General features: G+C 45.1%; 15 protein-coding genes and 1 pseudogene. 3 read left to right on the top strand and 13 right to left on the bottom strand.

Going from position 1 to position 17,609, the window contains the following annotated elements:
* Positions 1–6 precede the first annotated feature (6 nt).
* Positions 7–1,398, bottom strand: coding sequence for a replicative DNA helicase (locus tag OCV30_RS01465; RefSeq protein WP_009847892.1), 1,392 nt, complete (start codon positions 1,396–1,398; stop codon positions 7–9).
* 70 nt (positions 1,399–1,468) lie between these two features.
* Between OCV30_RS01465 and OCV30_RS01460 the strand changes: the two genes are divergently transcribed.
* The gene (locus OCV30_RS01460) at positions 1,469–2,446 is read left to right on the top strand and encodes a DUF481 domain-containing protein (protein WP_083994612.1); all 978 of its coding nucleotides are present in this window, start codon (positions 1,469–1,471) and stop codon (positions 2,444–2,446) included.
* Positions 2,447–2,646: 200 nt separating this feature from the next.
* Here OCV30_RS01460 and rplI read toward each other — a convergent pair whose 3' ends face one another.
* From rplI to rnr, 5 genes are all read right to left on the bottom strand, one after another.
* Positions 2,647–3,099: a 50S ribosomal protein L9 gene (gene rplI / locus OCV30_RS01455; RefSeq protein ID WP_009847890.1), complete on the bottom strand. Its 453-nt coding sequence runs from the start codon at positions 3,097–3,099 to the stop codon at positions 2,647–2,649.
* A 38-nt stretch (positions 3,100–3,137) separates the two neighbouring features.
* Positions 3,138–3,365, bottom strand: coding sequence for a 30S ribosomal protein S18 (rpsR, locus tag OCV30_RS01450; RefSeq protein ID WP_000090472.1), 228 nt, complete (start codon positions 3,363–3,365; stop codon positions 3,138–3,140).
* Between the two features lie 132 nt (positions 3,366–3,497).
* On the bottom strand, positions 3,498–3,911 hold the full coding sequence (gene rpsF, locus OCV30_RS01445) for a 30S ribosomal protein S6 (protein WP_004735855.1): 414 nt from the start codon (positions 3,909–3,911) through the stop codon (positions 3,498–3,500).
* A 358-nt stretch (positions 3,912–4,269) separates the two neighbouring features.
* Positions 4,270–5,010, bottom strand: coding sequence for a 23S rRNA (guanosine(2251)-2'-O)-methyltransferase RlmB (rlmB, locus tag OCV30_RS01440; protein WP_009847889.1), 741 nt, complete (start codon positions 5,008–5,010; stop codon positions 4,270–4,272).
* A gap of 159 nt (positions 5,011–5,169) precedes the next feature.
* Positions 5,170–7,671, bottom strand: a complete 2,502-nt coding sequence (rnr, locus tag OCV30_RS01435) for a ribonuclease R (RefSeq protein WP_065679501.1) — start codon at positions 7,669–7,671, stop codon at positions 5,170–5,172.
* 248 nt (positions 7,672–7,919) lie between these two features.
* On the opposite strand from rnr, the pseudogene OCV30_RS01430 reads away from it, so the two are divergent.
* A pseudogene (locus tag OCV30_RS01430) lies at positions 7,920–9,328 on the top strand (amidohydrolase).
* Between the two features lie 154 nt (positions 9,329–9,482).
* Here the strand turns inward: OCV30_RS01430 and motX are convergent.
* The gene (gene motX, locus OCV30_RS01425) at positions 9,483–10,118 is read right to left on the bottom strand and encodes a flagellar protein MotX (protein ID WP_009847886.1); all 636 of its coding nucleotides are present in this window, start codon (positions 10,116–10,118) and stop codon (positions 9,483–9,485) included.
* 318 nt (positions 10,119–10,436) lie between these two features.
* The gene (locus OCV30_RS01420) at positions 10,437–11,753 is read right to left on the bottom strand and encodes an adenylosuccinate synthase (protein ID WP_009847885.1); all 1,317 of its coding nucleotides are present in this window, start codon (positions 11,751–11,753) and stop codon (positions 10,437–10,439) included.
* A gap of 171 nt (positions 11,754–11,924) precedes the next feature.
* Here OCV30_RS01420 and OCV30_RS01415 point away from each other — a divergent pair, with 171 nt between their 5' ends.
* A complete protein-coding gene (locus tag OCV30_RS01415) occupies positions 11,925–12,113 on the top strand; it encodes a DUF2065 domain-containing protein (RefSeq protein ID WP_010434105.1) in 189 nt (62 codons plus the stop codon).
* A 124-nt stretch (positions 12,114–12,237) separates the two neighbouring features.
* On the opposite strand, the gene OCV30_RS01410 is transcribed toward OCV30_RS01415, so the two are convergent.
* The 5 genes from OCV30_RS01410 to hfq all read right to left on the bottom strand — a co-directional run bounded on the left by OCV30_RS01410 (position 12,238) and on the right by hfq (position 17,608).
* Positions 12,238–13,614, bottom strand: a complete 1,377-nt coding sequence (locus OCV30_RS01410) for an IS4 family transposase (RefSeq protein ID WP_261879033.1) — start codon at positions 13,612–13,614, stop codon at positions 12,238–12,240.
* 165 nt (positions 13,615–13,779) lie between these two features.
* Complete coding sequence (gene hflC, locus OCV30_RS01405) at positions 13,780–14,757, bottom strand: protease modulator HflC (protein ID WP_009847883.1); 978 nt, start codon at positions 14,755–14,757, stop codon at positions 13,780–13,782.
* Between the two features lie 2 nt (positions 14,758–14,759).
* Entirely contained in the window at positions 14,760–15,962 is a 1,203-nt protein-coding gene (hflK, locus tag OCV30_RS01400; protein WP_009847882.1) for an FtsH protease activity modulator HflK, read from the bottom strand.
* A gap of 27 nt (positions 15,963–15,989) precedes the next feature.
* Positions 15,990–17,297 carry a ribosome rescue GTPase HflX gene (gene hflX / locus OCV30_RS01395; RefSeq protein ID WP_009847881.1) on the bottom strand — a complete coding sequence of 436 codons (1,308 nt, stop codon included), beginning with the start codon at positions 17,295–17,297 and terminating at the stop codon, positions 15,990–15,992.
* Positions 17,298–17,341: 44 nt separating this feature from the next.
* Complete coding sequence (gene hfq, locus OCV30_RS01390) at positions 17,342–17,608, bottom strand: RNA chaperone Hfq (protein ID WP_004735866.1); 267 nt, start codon at positions 17,606–17,608, stop codon at positions 17,342–17,344.
* Position 17,609: the final 1 nt, after the last annotated feature.

The raw sequence follows: 17,609 nt of genomic DNA, 5'->3' as shown, positions 1-17,609 counted from the left end.
TAGTGATTACTCATCATCAAATGCAGGACCTGCATAGTTATCAAATCGGGAGTGTTGACCTTGGAATGTAAGACGAACCGAACCGATCGGACCGTTACGTTGCTTACCAAGGATGATCTCAGCGATGCCTTTCAATGAACTATCGGGGTTATAAACCTCATCACGATAGATAAACATGATTAAGTCGGCATCTTGCTCGATCGAACCTGATTCACGCAAATCCGAGTTAACTGGGCGCTTATCAGCACGTTGCTCTAGGGAACGGTTAAGCTGAGAAAGTGCCACAACTGGTACGTTGAGCTCTTTTGCTAGTGCTTTCAATGAGCGAGAAATCTCGGCGATCTCTAGAGTACGGTTATCAGATAACGAAGGTACACGCATTAATTGAAGGTAATCTATCATGATCATAGAGATACCATCATGCTCACGAGCAATACGTCGAGCACGAGAACGCACCTCTGTTGGCGTTAGACCCGAGCTGTCATCGATATACATATTCTTCTTATCCATAAGAATACCCATACTCGACGAGATACGAGCCCAATCTTCATCGTCTAACTGACCGGTACGAATCTTGGTTTGGTCTACGCGAGAAAGTGACGCAAGCATACGCATCATCAGCTGTTCAGCTGGCATCTCTAGCGAGAAGATTAATACTGGCTTATCTTGCTTCATCGCCGCGTTTTCACATAGGTTCATCGCAAACGTGGTTTTACCCATCGATGGACGCGCAGCAACAATGATTAAGTCAGAACCCTGAAGGCCTGCTGTTTTCTTATTGAGGTCGTTGAAACCCGTATCGACACCTGTCACACCATCTTGTGGCGATTTATATAAGATTTCGATACGTTCTAGCGTCTTCTCTAGAATGCTATCAACGTTTTGTGGACCTTCATTTTCACTTGCTCGGCCTTCGGCAATCGCGAAAACTTTACTCTCAGCAAGATCAACAAGTTCTTCCGATGTACGACCTTGAGGGTCATAACCAGAATCCGCAATTTCATTTGCCACACCAATCAGGCTACGCACCAATGCACGTTGTGCCACGATATCTGCATAGGCATTGATGTTTGCCGCACTTGGCGTATTTTTCGCTAGGTCAGCAAGGTAAGCAAAGCCACCCACTTCTTCAAGTTGCTCACGCAGCTCTAAATGTTCAGAGAGTGTAATAAGATCCAGAGGAGAGCTTTCTTCAAGGATATCCTTTACCGCTTCAAAGATCAGACGGTGAGGACGGCTATAAAAGTCTTTGGCCACAACCTTTTCGGCCACCGTATCCCAGCGTTCGTTATCCAATAACAAACCGCCAATAACAGATTGCTCAGCTTCTAATGAATGTGGCGGGACCTTGATGGCGTCCACCTGATCGTTGGCTGATTTCTGACTTTTGGTATCCACTATGACTACACTCAATAACTAATAATGATCGTTCATTATACCCAAGAACATCCGTTTGTAATCCGATCCTATGAGTTTGTTTTATTCTTCAGCAAGAATTTACCTATTGCTGACGGAATTAAGCAAAGGTAGCATTACGATCCTTCCATTCATTCACTGTATAACTGAGGTATGCGTGTCCAAATTATTGGCTCTGAGCACTGGTCTTCTAAGCATCGGTCTCCTGAGCACTCCGTCGGCCTTAGCGGATGATGCTAAAGCCTCTGTTGATGCAATCCTCGACTCGATAGTGGTACCAGAACCTGCTGCTGAGCCGATCGTCGTTGCACCGACACTTGAAAAAGATATGGATATCGCACCGAGTGATTCAGAACTGCCGAACCCACTGAATACTGAAGTCGAATTTGGATATCAGTCGCATACTGGTAATTCTGATTCTCGATCGCTTAATGCACGCCTGAACGGTGAGTACACGGCTGGCCGTCATAGAACCAGTGGCGAATGGAAATACTACAATCTCTACAAAGATGGCGAAGAAGATAAAAGGCAATCGACATATTCTGCTCAGAGTGACTACAAGTTAAGTCCGAAAACCTACCTCTATGGCAGCTTTAAAGGGGTCGATTCACGATACAGTGCTTATTTTAAGGACTACACCGTTTCTAGCGGTCTAGGTTATCAGTTTTCGAATACAGAAGAGTTTGTGTTGGAGGTCGAAGTGGGCCCGGGTTTTCGTTACCAAGAACCGAACCTTGATGAAATAGACGATGATGACATCATCTTCCCAGAGATCGTTGAAGAGGCGATTTTCCGTGGCAATGTAAATACATCATGGCAGGTATTGAAAAATTTGAAGCTCAAAGCCGATGTGACGTTGGTGTCTGGCCATAGCAACCTAAAATTTGATACTGAATTAGAAGCCATCAACGATATTACCGACAATATCGCACTAAAAATTGCTCACTCTCGACAGTACCACGACAAGGTACCGGAAGGGTTGAACAAAGAAGATTCCGTACTGTCTGTAAATCTACTTTTTCAATTCTAAATTTGAGAGCGGGTATAACGGTGTATCGATAAAGAACACCCTCGTTTTTACTATGTAAGGCCCCTCCTCTCTAGTGCTTTCTATCCCTGCAATCGTCACTGTTCCAAAAAGCTTAAAACTCATATTGCAGACATAAAAAAACACCAGCCGAAGCTGGTGTTTAAAACTTTCAAAAGAAAGAATTCGTCTTGGTACTGAAATTACTCAGCTGCAACGATAGCGATTTTCGCAGTAGCAAAAACTTCAGAGTGAAGTTGGATGCTTACTTCGAATTCGCCGATGTTACGTAGAGCGCCTTCAGGTAGGCGTACTTCGCTCTTAGCTACTGCAACACCTGCCGCTGTAATAGCGTCAGCGATGTCACGAGTACCGATAGAACCGAATAGTTTACCTTCGTCACCAGCTTTAGAAGCGATTGTAACGCCTTCTAGAGTGTTAACGCTCTCAGCGCGAGCTTCTGAAGCAGCTAGTTGCTCAGCAACTTTAGCTTCTAGTTCTGCACGACGAGTTTCGAACATAGCAACGTTGTCTTTAGTTGCCATAACTGCTTTACCCTGTGGGATAAGGAAGTTACGAGCGTAACCAGATTTAACGTTTACTTGGTCGCCAAGGCCACCTAGGTTACCGATCTTATCAAGTAGAATAACTTGCATTATCTTAGTCCTCTTAAACTATTATTAACTATTACCGATTACTGATGCTTGTCAGTGTACGGTAGTAGTGCTAGGTAACGAGAACGCTTGATAGCGCGAGCTAGCTGACGTTGGTATTTAGCACTTGTACCAGTGATACGGCTAGGTACAATTTTACCAGCTTCAGTGATGTAGTTTTTTAGAGTTGCTACGTCTTTGTAGTCAATCTCTTGTACGCCTTCTGCAGTAAAACGGCAGAATTTACGACGACGGAAGAAACGAGCCATGGGCTATCTCCTGATCTAAATTTAATAATGCGGTACTCACACGAACTTATAAATAAGTCTAAGCAAATGCTTGTAGTGAGAATACCTAAACGAGTTGAATAAAATTTAATGACCTAAAAGGCCAAAAAAGAATTACTCAGCAGCAGCTTCTGGCTTAGCTTCTTCTTCACGACGTGGTGCACGTTCTTCACGGTCATCACGACGAGGAGCACGCTCTGCACGCTCTTCTTTTTGCTTAAGCATGATAGATTGCTCAGTCACAGCGCCTTTAGTGCGCATGATCATGTTACGTAGAACTGCATCGTTAAAACGGAAAGCAGTTTCTAGCTCGTCCATCACTTCTTGGCCAGCTTCAACGTTCATAAGAACGTAGTGAGCTTTGTGAAGTTTGTTGATTGGGTAAGCCATTTGACGGCGGCCCCAGTCTTCTAGACGGTGGATAGTACCACCAGCTTCAGTGATTGAACCAGTGTAACGCTCGATCATGCCAGCAACTTGCTCGCTTTGATCAGGGTGAACCATGAATACGATTTCATAATGACGCATTTGGTTGCTCCTTACGGATTATTAGCTTCCACGAAAGGCTCGGTCGTCCAAGGGAAGCAAGGAACTAAAGAAAAATGACCGAGTTTTAAGGACGGCAAATATTATAGAAAGAACCCGGTATTGGCAAGCGGTATTTGGCTAATAATGAAACAGTTTTTCTGTCGCCATCTAGCCATCCGACAAACCGATGGCTTTTGCTATAACAGCCTAAAAAGAAACGCCCACCAGCAAGTGGTGAGCGTTAATAAATTCATAGACTTAAAGTCGTTTAACTCTTTATATAGCAAGTATCTCTAAACAACATAGAGACACACAACTAAACCAAGCGTGACTGAGTCAAATGTTGCTGAACCTAGGTTTACTGAGCTAAACGCTGGCGTACCGCTTCGAACAAACAGATGCCCGATGCTACTGAAACGTTCAGGCTCGACACGCTACCTGCCATTGGGATCTTAATCAGATCATCACAGGTTTCACGCGTTAGACGACGCATACCGTCACCTTCAGCCCCCATAACCACAGCAAGAGGGCCTGTTAACTTCGCTTGGTAGATATCATGCGTTGCTTCACCTGCGGTACCCACGAACCATACACCCTGCTCTTGCAGTGCACGCATTGTACGAGCTAGGTTGGTTACGCGTACTAGAGGAACGGTTTCAGCTGCGCCACAAGCAACCTTACTTACGGTTGCCGTTAGCGGCGAAGAGCGATCTTTAGGTACGATAACAGCCGCCACACCCGCAGCATCCGCGTTACGTAGACAAGCACCTAGGTTATGAGGGTCTGTTACGCCATCTAGAACCAACAACAGAGGCTGTTCGTGCTGCGCTAGGATATCGTCTAGGTGAGTTTCATTAAGCTGCTTAGCAGGCTTCACCTTAGCAATAAGACCTTGGTGATTTGCACCCTGTGCTTTTTCATCAAGCGGCTTACGGCCCATTTGTTGAATCGACACACCAAATTGCTGCAGTTGATTCAGTAATGGAAGAAGACGATCGTCTTGACGCCCTTTCAGTACATACGCTTCGATAAAACGAGCTGGATCTTTTTCTAGTACGGCTTTCACCGCGTGAATACCGTAAATAAATTCGTTACTCATTGTCTCTGGTTACTCTTATTGCTCAGAGGTGAATGTCATCAAACCCGATGCACCCATCTCTGTATTGTTTATTTCGAGAGCATGCATCTTCCGCCTGATACTCTCGCATTTAAATTCGTTAGACGTTTAAGCGCTACTCGTCACTGTAATGACGATAGCTTAAGACTTATCAGCCTTTGGCTTACGGCTTGCTGCGCGCTTTTTCTTCGCTCGAGCTTTAGCAGCACCAGTTTTATTCGCTGGCTTTTTCTTCTTAGCAGAACTTTCACTGCTTCCATCAGGTCGCTTAGTCGGTTCAACTAAAGGCGTTGCAGGTACGCCCGGCTTATTGCTCTTCACCGCTGAACGCTTCTTGCTTTTCGCCTTTTTCATCGCTTCAGCAGCACGCTTCTTGGCTGTTTTACCTTTACCACGCGGCTGACGATCGGTGTCTTCTAAATCAAAGTCGATTTGACGAGTTTCTAAGTTAACCGCCGAAACCTTCACTTTAACCGAATCACCCAAGCGGTAGATATTACCTGAGCTTTCACCCACTAGACGCTGACCAACAGCATCAAATTGGTAGTAGTCATTCGCTAGCGCAGAAATATGTACCAGACCATCGATATGCAGTTCCGTTAGACGCACAAAGAAACCGAAACCAGTCACGTTGGCAATCACGCCATCCATCACTTCACCGACATGGTCTTGCATGTATTCACATTTCAGCCAGTCGTTCACTTCACGCGTAGCATCATCAGCACGACGCTCAGTCATTGAACACTGTTCGCCGTAGAAGTCCATATCATCGAAAGTGTAGTGGTAACCACCGGTTGGCGTCCAACGCTCGCTATTACGACCTTCTTCTTTCGCAATAAGGTACTTAATCGCACGGTGCAATAGCAAATCTGGGTAACGACGAATTGGCGAGGTAAAGTGAGCATAGCGCTTAAGAGCTAGACCAAAGTGACCCGCGTTGTCCGCGTTGTATACCGCTTGTTTCATTGAGCGTAACAGCATAGTTTGGATTAACTCACGGTCTTCACGTTCGTTAATCTGCTGCATCAGTTGTGCATAGTCTACCGGAGATGGCGACAGGCCACCCTCCAGCGTTAAACCTAGTTCACTTAAGAAGCTCTTGAAGCCCATTAAGCGCTCTTCACCCGGAGTATCGTGAACACGGTATAGAGCAGGCTCTTTCGCTTTTTCTACGTAAGATGCCGATGCGATATTCGCAAGAATCATACATTCTTCGATGATCTTGTGTGCATCGTTACGGATTACTGGCTCAATACGGTCGATCTTACGATCCGCATTGAAGATAAACTTAGTTTCTACCGTTTCAAATTCAATCGCACCACGTTCGTCACGCGTTTTCTTAAGCACCTTGTACATCTTATGAAGCTCTTCAAGATGTGGTACTTCTGGTTCGTAACGTTCACGTAACTCTTCATTGCCATCTAAGATCGCGCCTACTTTGTTATAAGTAAGACGAGCATGAGAATTCATTACCGCTTCGTAGTGCTTGTAACCCGACAGTTTACCTTTGTCTGAGATAGTCATCTCACACACCATACATAAACGGTCTACCTGAGGGTTCAATGAACACAAACCATTTGAAAGCACTTCTGGCAGCATTGGTACAACTTGTGACGGGAAGTATACCGAGTTACCACGGTTAATCGCTTCTTTGTCTAGCGCGGTATCTGGGCGAACGTAGTAACTTACGTCAGCAATCGCTACCCATAGACGCCAGCCGCCGCCTTTCTTCGCTTCACAGTAAACCGCATCATCGAAGTCACGCGCATCTTCACCATCGATAGTAACCAATGGCAATTTACGCAGATCAACACGTCCTTCTTTTGCTTCTTCAGGAACATGCTCACCGAGGTTTACGATTTGCTTATCTACCGCTTCAGGCCACTCTTGTGGGATCTGGTGAGTACGGATCGCAATCTGCGTTTCCATACCCGGAGCCATATTCTCACCAAGAACTTCGGTCACTTTACCCATCATGTTACGAGAACGACCACCACGGTCCGTAATTTCAATCACAACCACATTACCCATTCGAGCACCGCCTTTATGCTCAGTTGGGATCTGGATGTCGTGACTGATACGCGAATCATCAGCAACCACATAAGAATGGCCGTACTCTAGGAAGAAGCGACCAACAAGTGGCGTTTTACGCTCTTCAAGCACACGAACCAAACGGCCTTCACGACGGCCACGCTTACTGTTGTCAGTAGGCTGAACCAATACGTAATCACCGTGCATGATGGTTTTCATCTGATGATGCGGCAGCACGATATCATTGTCTTTACCCACACTGCCGTCTGGACGTACCCAACCATGACCGTCTTTATGACCAATCACAAAGCCTTTAATCAATTCCATCTTCTCAGGCAATGCGTAACACTGACGACGGGTAAAGATAAGCTGTCCATCACGTTCCATTGCACGTAAACGACGACGCAGCCCTTCATATTGTTCCTCTCCAGCCAAACCCAAAGCTTCGAATAGATCGTTGCGGTTCATAGGAATATTCGCGTCTGTTAGAAACGAAATAATGAACTCACGGCTTGGTACTGGGTTTTCGTAATTTTTCGACTCTCGGTCGGCAAAAGGATCAACAGTGGTTGTCGCTGTCGTGTTTTCTGACATTGGTGTGTTTTTTGACATAGGCGGGCCTGCTTAAGCAAGGAAGGTATATTACCCCTAGTATATCTGATGCTAGAGGTAAGCTACAGATATGCTTTGGAAAAGCCTAAAATAACCTAAGATTGATACATATCTTCACTTTGTGAAACATCACTTCATAGACGCGGGCAATCATCAAAATTTCAAGCAAACGATAAAACAAACGTTTGCGCCATGAATGAAATACACTATTATCACACACTTTACCAACACCTGTTCTGAGTATTGATATGAAACTAAAACGCACCCTATTGGCTTCAGCGATGGCAAGCCTAGCTCTATTTCCATTTGCGAGTTCTGCAATGGAAAAAGCTGACCTGATGATAACCGATGCCATGGTTCTAACCATGAACCAAGAAAAAACGGTTTACGAGAGCGGCACTGTTGTCGTTAAAGACAACAAAATCATTGCGGTTGGCGATGCTTCGCTAGAGAAGCAGTACCAAGCTAAACAAGTGCTAGACGTTGATGGCGATATCGTAATGCCAGGTCTCATCAATACTCATACTCACGTATCCATGACGGTTTTCCGTTCGTTGGCCGATGATGTGCCTGATCGCTTGCACCGCTACATCTTCCCACTTGAAGCTAAGTTAGTCTCTCGCGATATGGTTCGTATAGGCGCTAACCTTGGTAACGTTGAAATGGTAAAAGGTGGCGTAACGACTTACGCTGATATGTACTACTTTGAAGACGAAGTCGCTAAAACTGTTGATAAAATTGGTATGCGCGCAGTATTAGGCGAAACAGTAATCAAATTCCCAGTGGCTGATGCAGCAAACGCGGAAGAAGGTATTAAATACGCATTGAACTTCATTGAAGAATATAAAGATCACCCGCGTATTACGCCTGCATTTGCTCCTCACGCCCCTTACACAAACACAACCGAAGTCCTTCAAAAGTAGCAAAGCTTTCTCTAAAACTTGATGTTCCAGTAATGATTCACTTAGCTGAATCTCATCGTGAAGAAGAAAAAATTGCAAAACGAGCTGAAGGTTTATCTCCGGTTCAATACATGGACAGCATTGGTGCACTAAACAAAAACTTAGTTGGCGCACACATGATCCTAGTAGACGATCATGATATCGAGCTAGTGAAAAAATCAGATATGGGCGTGGCTCACAACATGAGTGCCAACATCAAGTCAGCAAAAGGCGTGTCACCTGCGCTTAAGATGTATGACGAAAATGTACGTATCGGTTTAGGTACTGATGGCCCAATGTCTGGTAACACATTGAGCACCATTGATGAGTTCAACCAAGTCGCTAAGGTTCACAAATTGGTGAATAAAGATCGTGCTGCAATGCCGCCGATCAAAGTGATCGACATGGCAACAATGGGCGCAGCAAAAGCACTACACATGGAAGATAAGATCGGCTCTCTTGAAGCAGGCAAGCTAGCCGACATCATAGTGATCGACACCAAGGCTCCAAACATGGTTCCTGTGTACAACCCATACTCTGCATTAGTTTACTCAGCTAACTCGGGGAACGTTCGTCACACCATCGTTGATGGCAAGATCATCATGCAAGATCGCGACATGCTAACGGTCGATGAAGATCAAATTCGCCAAGAAGCACTCGATTTCACCAAAGTCGTTCGTAAGACGGTAATTGAATCTGGTGAAGTTGTTCAGTAACGTCATCGAATGAAATAAACAGCTTTCCGTTCAGATCAAAAAAGGCCTCATAGGTATTTACCTATGAGGCCTTTTTATATCGATATCTTTCTCGATCAAGATAGATGGTTAACGAGTGCAGTCGTTAACCATCAACCTTAATTAATAATTGTAATTACCAGAACACGTCTCGACGTTTTGCTCGAGCGATAATGTTGTCTGGCATTCTCCGCTCCAAACCGCTTCGAAGCACAGTTATACGCTTATGTTGCCTTTGATCCGCTGTCACCGAGTTGTATAACCAGCGATAAGCATCTTCATAATCTAACGGGCTACCGTAATCACGTAGCAAGAGTTCCGCTAAGTGGATACTTGCACTTAAGTTACCCATCGAGGCGGCTTCACGTAAATACGGGATCGCACGCTCTTTGTCTTGTTGCACCAAAGTGCCAAGAGAATAATAACGTCCTAACTGCTCGAGTGCCGCTGGTAAACCTTGATGTGCCGCGTTTTCCATATAGTAAAGGCCAAGCTCTACATCTTGCGGAACACACACACCCCAAGCCAACATATCACCGTATAAAAACTCATAAGAAGGCAAGCTAATACGCGTTGCACGAGCAACGATATCTTCAACTAACTGGCACTTATCAGCTTTCACTCGCTCTAGGTGTTGATTATTCTCAATTAAATTAATCAGTTCAGCTTCTGTATATATTGGAACGGGCTCTCCCACATCAGCCAAATCTGCATGACTCAAGGGTGAGCTCAGCGCCACTATCAATGAAGCTGCTACAATTCGTAGCTTCATACCTGCACTCTATTATCTGTCGTTAAAGCTATCTATTGAGGGCAGCAGACGATTTCTGCACGCACCAAAATAGGGTGAACTTCACTTTCCATGATATCTGTATCGGCAATAACCTTGGCGGCTTTAGACAAAACTTGCCGCTAATGGGCAATATTTTGCCATATGGCGTTCAAAAGATCATCACGAACGGCTTCGTTTTCAAATTGCAGGTATTAAAAAGCCGACTTAATAAAGTCGGCTTTCAGAAAACTATTTCATTAGCAAAGTACTTTAATTACCTCAGTACGCTTCGTGCTGTGGTAATCACTCAGCTGGGCATTATGCGCCGTATGGGTGAACCTTGATGATAGTTTCGTTACGATCTGGGCCAGTTGATACGATATCAATTGGAACGCCAGTTAGGTCTTCGATACGCTTGATGTAATCTAGAGCAGCTTGTGGAAGCGCGTCGATAGATTTAGCACCAAATGTGTTTTCAGACCAACCAGGCATTGTTTCGTAGATTGGCGTCGCTTCTTCGAATGACTCAGCAGCCATTGGAGAAACTTCTAGGATAGAACCATCTTTCATCTTGTAACCAGTACAGATTTTTAGTTCTTCTAGGCCATCTAGAACGTCTAGTTTAGTTAGACACATACCAGATAGAGAGTTGATTTGGATTGCACGACGCATAGCAACAGCATCGAACCAACCTGTACGACGTAGACGACCAGTAGTTGCGCCAAACTCGTGACCAACATCGCCTAGGTGCTTACCGACTGGGTCTTGCTTCTCAAGGCCATCGTATAGCTCAGTTGGGAATGGACCTGAACCAACACGAGTACAGTAAGCCTTAGTAATACCAAGGATGTAACCGATGTGACGAGGACCGAAACCAGAACCTGCAGCAACACCACCAGCAGTCGTGTTAGAAGACGTTACGTATGGGTAAGTACCGTGGTCGATATCTAGTAGCGTACCTTGAGCACCTTCGAACATAATCTTGTCGCCGCGCTTACGTGCTGCGTCTAGTTCGTCAGTTACGTCGATAACCATCGCAGTTAACATGTCTGCGTAGCTCATCGCTTGCTCAAGTACTTCTTCGTAGCTTACTGTTTCAGCTTTGTAGAAGTGCTCTAGTTGGAAGTTGTGGAATTCCATAACTTCTTTTAGCTTCTCAGCAAATGCTTCTTTATCGAAAAGGTCGCCAACGCGTAGACCGCGACGAGCAACTTTATCTTCGTAAGCAGGACCGATACCACGACCTGTTGTACCGATAGCTTTAGCGCCACGAGCGATTTCACGCGCGTTGTCGATAGCAATATGGTACGGAAGAATTAGAGGACAAGCTTCAGAGATGAAAAGACGCTCACGCACTGGGATACCGCGTTCTTCAAGAGGCTTCATCTCTTTAAGAAGTGCGTCAGGCGATAATACAACACCGTTACCAATAACACATTTAACGTTATTGCGTAGGATGCCTGATGGAATTAAGTGAAGAACGGTTTTTTCACCGTCAATTACAAGTGTGTGACCTGCATTGTGACCGCCTTGGTAGCGAACCACGTATTTTGCATCTTCAGTTAAAAGGTCAACGATTTTACCTTTACCTTCATCACCCCATTGGGTGCCTAGAACGACTACGTTATTTCCCATCTTTCCAATTTCTGTTGCTAATTAAAAATGGATTCTAGCACTGAATCACACTTCTTGCAGTCACTTTTTGTTCATAAACGTTAACGCTGTACAAAAATAAACCAGCGATAACTGAGGGCGAATGTGTAAAGATGCTGATATCATTGCATTTTATAGACAAAAGGCAGAACCATGTCTCAATCAATTTGGCTCGCTATTGGGCTCGTTCTTATCGTTGAAGGGCTCGGCCCCTTGATTGCACCCAATGGCTGGAGAAACATGGTCGCGCAACTGAGCGAGCAACCAGACACGCAACTGCGCCGTATTGGCGGCTGTCTTGTGGTGGCCGGTGCCGTTATCGCTTTCATGACCTACCGTTAGGTTTTCTCAAAGTACGGAGCTGTCACTACGACTTCCCTCGAAGATTCAATGGTCACCTGCAGTCTTCAACGAATAGAAAACAAAAAGGCTCCCATTATGGGCTGTCTCTTGATCACAAGTCTGGTTAATCAAGAGACTTAGCGAGTTCATACCCTTCAAGGATGGTTTGTAACCTAAGCCATCCTTGCCATAACGCCTTTATAGAAGCGCGACCTGTTCGCTTGGTATTCTTCCAGCCACCTAACCGAGCAATACCGTTGTAAGCCCATGATATATTAGGCGCTTCTTTCGGTAGTTTTTTGCTCTCCAACTTGAGCCACATTAACTTCCACGCTTTGCCTTTTAATACCTGCTCACAACTGCTCTTAGATAACTCGTCTGATTCATTCATAAACCTCAACTGGAGTAACCGAGTCGCGATAAAAGCCAAAACGACGCTGAGCCTTTCTAAGTTATCCTTACTTTGCATTCTCAGTTGCTCAACTTCAGTCCCTTCACTTTTCCAGACTTTATGAAAATCTTCTATTAGCCAGCGCCGCTCATAATAACTGACGATTTTGAGTGCCTCTTCCTTGCTCGTTATCGGCTCTGAAGTCAGTAAGTGCCATGCGAGCTTATTACCACTCTCTCCTTGTTCTATACATCCCACGTAGTAAAGCGGAATGTTATCGAACTCTTTCTTGTTAGCAGGAGACTTGAGTGTCACGGGGGCATATTTGATATCTAAATGAGCCTTGCGAGCTTTACGACCGCCTTTTTGCGGTATTTCGAGCACTTTCTCTCCGGCTGATAACAGGGTAGAGGCATAGCTATAAAGACGATTATCATGCTCTTCAATACAGCGGCTTTGCATTGAGCGAACGAGGAACCTTTGTTGTTGCTCTCGCTTGTAAGTGAGGTATTCAAATAGGTCGGCTTCTCTATCGCACACAGAAATGACATCCGAAATTTTATCGCCAAGTCGCTCAGCGACATGGCGAGAGGCTTGTTCCCACTTATAACTTTCTTTCTCTTTGTATGGTCGAGTCGCATGCTGGTGCCTTTGACCTCGCTTTTCTATATCACGAGTCCAGCGCTGTTGTTCAATTAAACCAATAACAGATTGAGTGTCGGGAGCAAAAAGTAAGGTTGAGTGTACGAACATGGCGCGATGTCGATTACCTTGATTGGAGTGCCCGAGTTCATCTCGAATGCTGCGATGGGAGTAACTGAGAGAAGTGGTGTCTTCTAAGGCAAGAAGTGTCTGTTGCTCTAATGCTTCTTGTGCAGTGACATAAAAACCCGCTTCTGCGATATCTTCTGCTTTGATTTGCTCATTACGGATGAAGCGATAAGCCCCTTCCATTTCAGCAGGGGAGATAATGAGTTTCGAGACGGGTACGCCAGGTTGCTCGGCCAGTGAGGCTGCGAGAGCAACGAGTCTTTGAGTGCGTCTAGGGTCATTAAGGTGGGCTTGACCGAACTGTTTTTGTGCCCAAAGGGTTGGCTCTATATAGGTCATGATAATCATCCTTGTCATTGCTTAGATGATCAGATCATGAAACCTAAAAATAGTTCAAAAAAAATCCCCAAGCGTGGCTTAGGGATTTGTGTATAAGAGACAGCCCATTATGGGAGCCTTTTGATTTTTAGGTACTTCGCTAATTTAATGAATTAACGAATCAGCTTATTTTGCTGGAGCACCGCTTGCTTGATTCATGTATTGGAAGAAGTCAGTCTTCGGATCCAGTACTAGAATGTCGCTCTTATCGCTAAATGATGTCTCATAAGCTTGCAGTGAACGCATGAAGCCATAGAACTCAGGGTCTTTGCTAAATGCATCAGAGTAGATCTTCGCTGCTTCTGCATCAGCATCACCACGAGTCACTCGAGCAGTACGGTCAGCTTCAGCAAGAACAGTCGCGACTTCTAGCTCAGCTTGAGCACGGATAACTTCTGCTTTCTCACGACCTTGTGAACGGTGTCTACGAGCAACCGACTCACGTTCTGCACGCATACGGCGGTAGATAGATTCACTGATTTCGTCAGGAAGGTTAATCTTCTTCATTCGGAAATCAACAACTTCAACACCTAAATCAGCCATCGCACTTTCTGCCGTTCCAGACAAAACGTTTTCCATGATCTTATCGCGTTCGCCATCAACTTCTAGTGCTTCTGCAGCCGCTACCGTTGTGACAACTTCGCTATCAGCAGAGTCTGGCAGGATGTCCTTATTACGAGGACCTGACACGATCTGCTTAATTTCACGAGAACCAATTTCAGAACGAAGAACATCTGTCACTTTACGCTCAAGAAGTGCTTCTGCCGTCATGATATTGCCGCCGCCGGTACTCAGATAAAAGCGTCCAAAATCAGCAATACGCCATTTTGCGTAGGTATCAATTAGAACGTCTTTTTTCTCTGATGTTACGAAACGGTCAGAACGACCATCCATCGTTTGAATACGAGCATCAAGTACTTTTACGCGATCAAACATAGGCAGTTTAAAGTGCAAGCCTGGTTCATAGATTCGTGATACGCCGTTGTCATCGAGAACTCGACCAAAACGAATTACCATGCCACGTTCGCCTTCTTGAATCACAAATAGTGACATCAATAGAAGGGCAATCGTCACAACTAATACAGGGATCATTAATTTACGCATTATTAGTATCTCCCTTGACGTGAACTGTCTGAACGAGTTTGAGTGCTAGACTTTGGATCTGCTTGAGTTTCTAACTCAATTTGATCGTAAGTTGATGATGTTTTTGCAGGGCGAGTGCCCGACTGAGAACCACCTTGTGCGCCTAGCTTATCAATTGGTAGGTATAGCAAGTTACCGCTTGATTCAGAATCAATCAGGACTTTCGATGTGCTTGAGTACACTTTTTCCATTGTATCAAGGTACATACGGTTACGTGTTACTTCAGGAGCTGCTTGGTATTCAGGTAGCAGTTTCTCGAACTGAGCTACTTGACCTAGAGCACCATTAACTGTGCGCTCTGAGTAACCCACCGCTTCTTTCTTCAAACGCTCAGCACGACCTGTTGCTTTTGGAAGAATATCATTTCGGTAAGCTTCAGCTTCACGCTCGAAACGCTCTTCATCCTCACGAGCCGCGATAGCATCATCAAATGCATCTTTCACTTGCTCAGGTGGACGTGCTGACTGGAAGTTCACGTCAACAATCAGAATACCCATGTCGTAGCTATCAATAATACGGTTCAACGTTTCTTGAGTGCTTTGACGAATCTGCTGACGACCACTTGTCAAGATACTATCCATTAGTGAGTCACCAATTACCGCACGAAGCGCAGAATCGGTTGCTTGGCGTAAACTGTCGTCTGCATTCGTTACACGATACAAGTACTTGTATGGGTCAGAAACACGGTATTGAACACCCATTTCAACGGTCACAACGTTTTCATCTTTCGTTAGCATCGTGCCAGCAGCACGTAGAGAACGAATCGCTTGAACGTTTACTAGTTGCTCATCTTTGATTTCATCGATGAAGCGTGGGTGCCAGTTAAGACCAGGCTCTTCGATACGGTCGAACTGACCCAATCGAAGTACTACTGCTCTTTCTGCTTCGCCAACGGTATAGAAACCAGCGAAGAACCAGATAGCAATCGCAATGACAGCAATGACACCAAAGCCAATCGCACCGCCACCACCAATAGATGGCCCGTTACCGTTGCCACCTTTTTTACCAAACTTGCCACCTAACTTTTGACTTAGTTTACTAAACACTTCGTCTAAGTCTGGCGGTCCTTGATCTCGGCCGCCGCGATTATTGTTCTTACCCCAAGGGTCGTTATCGCGGCCGTTATTATCGCCGTTGTTGTTATTTCCAGGCTCATTCCACGCCATTAGAAAGCTCCATCATTTGATATGACGTTATACTGTAGCAGTCTCTTTGGTAACGATAAAGCCACCTAAGAGCGCCCCTTCTCTTTTTTCAAGTTTAGACCAATCTATTTGTTGCATTCGGATATCTATCAACAAGTTACCATTTTCATCATACTCTTCTTGTTGAATACATTTCATCTCAAAGAATAAGCTACGAATACGGCCCTGATGTTGATGTGGAATACACAATCGGAATTGAACCATTTGACTTGCTAAACGCTCAGTTAAAGCTTCAAACAGCAGTTCAATGCCTTCTCCTTCCATTGCAGAAACCCAAACAGCGCGAGGTGCGCCCTCTTCGTCTCTTTCAATTCGAGGTTTTTGGTCTTCCATGCAGTCAATTTTGTTCATGACTACAAGGGTTGGCACTTCATGAGCATCGATTTCTTCTAATACTTCATGAACAGCCTGAATGTTCTCACGAAAGCGGTCATCACTGGCATCAACAACATGTAACAAAATGTCAGCTTCCTGCGTCTCTTGTAACGTAGCCTTGAACGCAGCGACCAAGTCGTGTGGTAGATGACGGATAAAACCTACGGTATCTGCGAGAATTGCAGGCCCGACATCTGCCAAATCAATCTTACGTAGTGTTGGGTCTAAGGTTGCAAACAGTTGGTCTGCCGCATAAACACCAGCACTTGTGATGCGATTGAAAAGTGTTGATTTCCCCGCGTTGGTATAACCAACCAAAGAAATTGTTGGGATTTCAGCTCGATTACGAGCACGTCGTCCTTGTTCACGCTGCTTAGCGACTTTCGCTAAACGACGTAATATTGCCTTTATACGGTCACGCAACAAACGTCGATCGGTTTCCAGTTGAGTTTCACCTGGACCACGAAGACCAATACCACCTTTCTGCCTTTCAAGGTGAGTCCAACCACGAATCAATCGAGTAGAGATATGACGAAGCTGAGCGAGCTCAACTTGTAGCTTACCTTCATGAGTTCGCGCACGTTGTGCAAAGATATCTAAGATCAAACCCGTGCGATCTATCACACGACATTTACACAATTGCTCGAGGTTTCGCTCTTGGGCAGGAGAGAGGGAGTGGTTAAAAATCACAATTTCAGCACCGGTTAGCTGAACAGCTTGTGCGATTTCTAGGGCTTTACCTTCTCCAACGTAGTATTTAGGGAGTGGGGATTGTCGGCTACCAGTAATCACTTGTAGCGTTTCTACCCCCGCTGAGGAGACCAGCATTTCACATTCGCTCAGGTCTTCCCATTCTCCCTCTTGCGTGAAGTTGATATGAACAAGTACGGCTCGCTCGCCGGATTCATAACGGTCAAACAAGCAACCAACTCCTTATTACAGCGCAAGCTGTATCAATTGAACGATTAATCTTCAGTCTTCTCAGGACGATCAGATGGCGCGCGTTGTTGCTCGCCGCTGTGGTGACTAACTGCACGAGCAGGAACCACAGTAGAAATCGCATGCTTGTAAACCATTTGGTTTACTGTGTTCTTCAATAAGATCACGAATTGATCGAAAGACTCGATCTGACCTTGCAGCTTGATGCCGTTAACAAGATAGATAGAGACTGGAATGCGCTCACGACGGAGTGCATTTAGGAATGGGTCTTGTAGCGATTGCCCCTTAGCCATT

This window comes from Vibrio atlanticus, from assembly GCF_024347315.1.
GTDB lineage: Bacteria > Pseudomonadota > Gammaproteobacteria > Enterobacterales > Vibrionaceae > Vibrio > Vibrio atlanticus.
The sequence above is the reverse complement of the archived record's forward strand: the minus strand, read 5'-3'. Positions and strand labels throughout refer to the sequence as shown.

Bases quoted from the DNA above. Each gene is read 5' to 3' on its own strand.
- OCV30_RS01460 (WP_083994612.1), top strand. From the start codon at position 1,469: ATGAGTTTGTTTTATTCTTCAGCAAGAATTTACCTATTGCTGACGGAA.
- rplI (WP_009847890.1), bottom strand. From the start codon at position 3,099: ATGCAAGTTATTCTACTTGATAAGATCGGTAACCTAGGTGGCCTTGGC.
- rpsR (WP_000090472.1), bottom strand. From the start codon at position 3,365: ATGGCTCGTTTCTTCCGTCGTCGTAAATTCTGCCGTTTTACTGCAGAA.
- rpsF (WP_004735855.1), bottom strand. From the start codon at position 3,911: ATGCGTCATTATGAAATCGTATTCATGGTTCACCCTGATCAAAGCGAG.
- rlmB (WP_009847889.1), bottom strand. From the start codon at position 5,010: ATGAGTAACGAATTTATTTACGGTATTCACGCGGTGAAAGCCGTACTA.
- rnr (WP_065679501.1), bottom strand. From the start codon at position 7,671: ATGTCAAAAAACACACCAATGTCAGAAAACACGACAGCGACAACCACT.
- motX (WP_009847886.1), bottom strand. From the start codon at position 10,118: ATGAAGCTACGAATTGTAGCAGCTTCATTGATAGTGGCGCTGAGCTCA.
- OCV30_RS01420 (WP_009847885.1), bottom strand. From the start codon at position 11,753: ATGGGAAATAACGTAGTCGTTCTAGGCACCCAATGGGGTGATGAAGGT.
- OCV30_RS01415 (WP_010434105.1), top strand. From the start codon at position 11,925: ATGTCTCAATCAATTTGGCTCGCTATTGGGCTCGTTCTTATCGTTGAA.
- OCV30_RS01410 (WP_261879033.1), bottom strand. From the start codon at position 13,614: ATGACCTATATAGAGCCAACCCTTTGGGCACAAAAACAGTTCGGTCAA.
- hflC (WP_009847883.1), bottom strand. From the start codon at position 14,757: ATGCGTAAATTAATGATCCCTGTATTAGTTGTGACGATTGCCCTTCTA.
- hflK (WP_009847882.1), bottom strand. From the start codon at position 15,962: ATGGCGTGGAATGAGCCTGGAAATAACAACAACGGCGATAATAACGGC.
- hfq (WP_004735866.1), bottom strand. From the start codon at position 17,608: ATGGCTAAGGGGCAATCGCTACAAGACCCATTCCTAAATGCACTCCGT.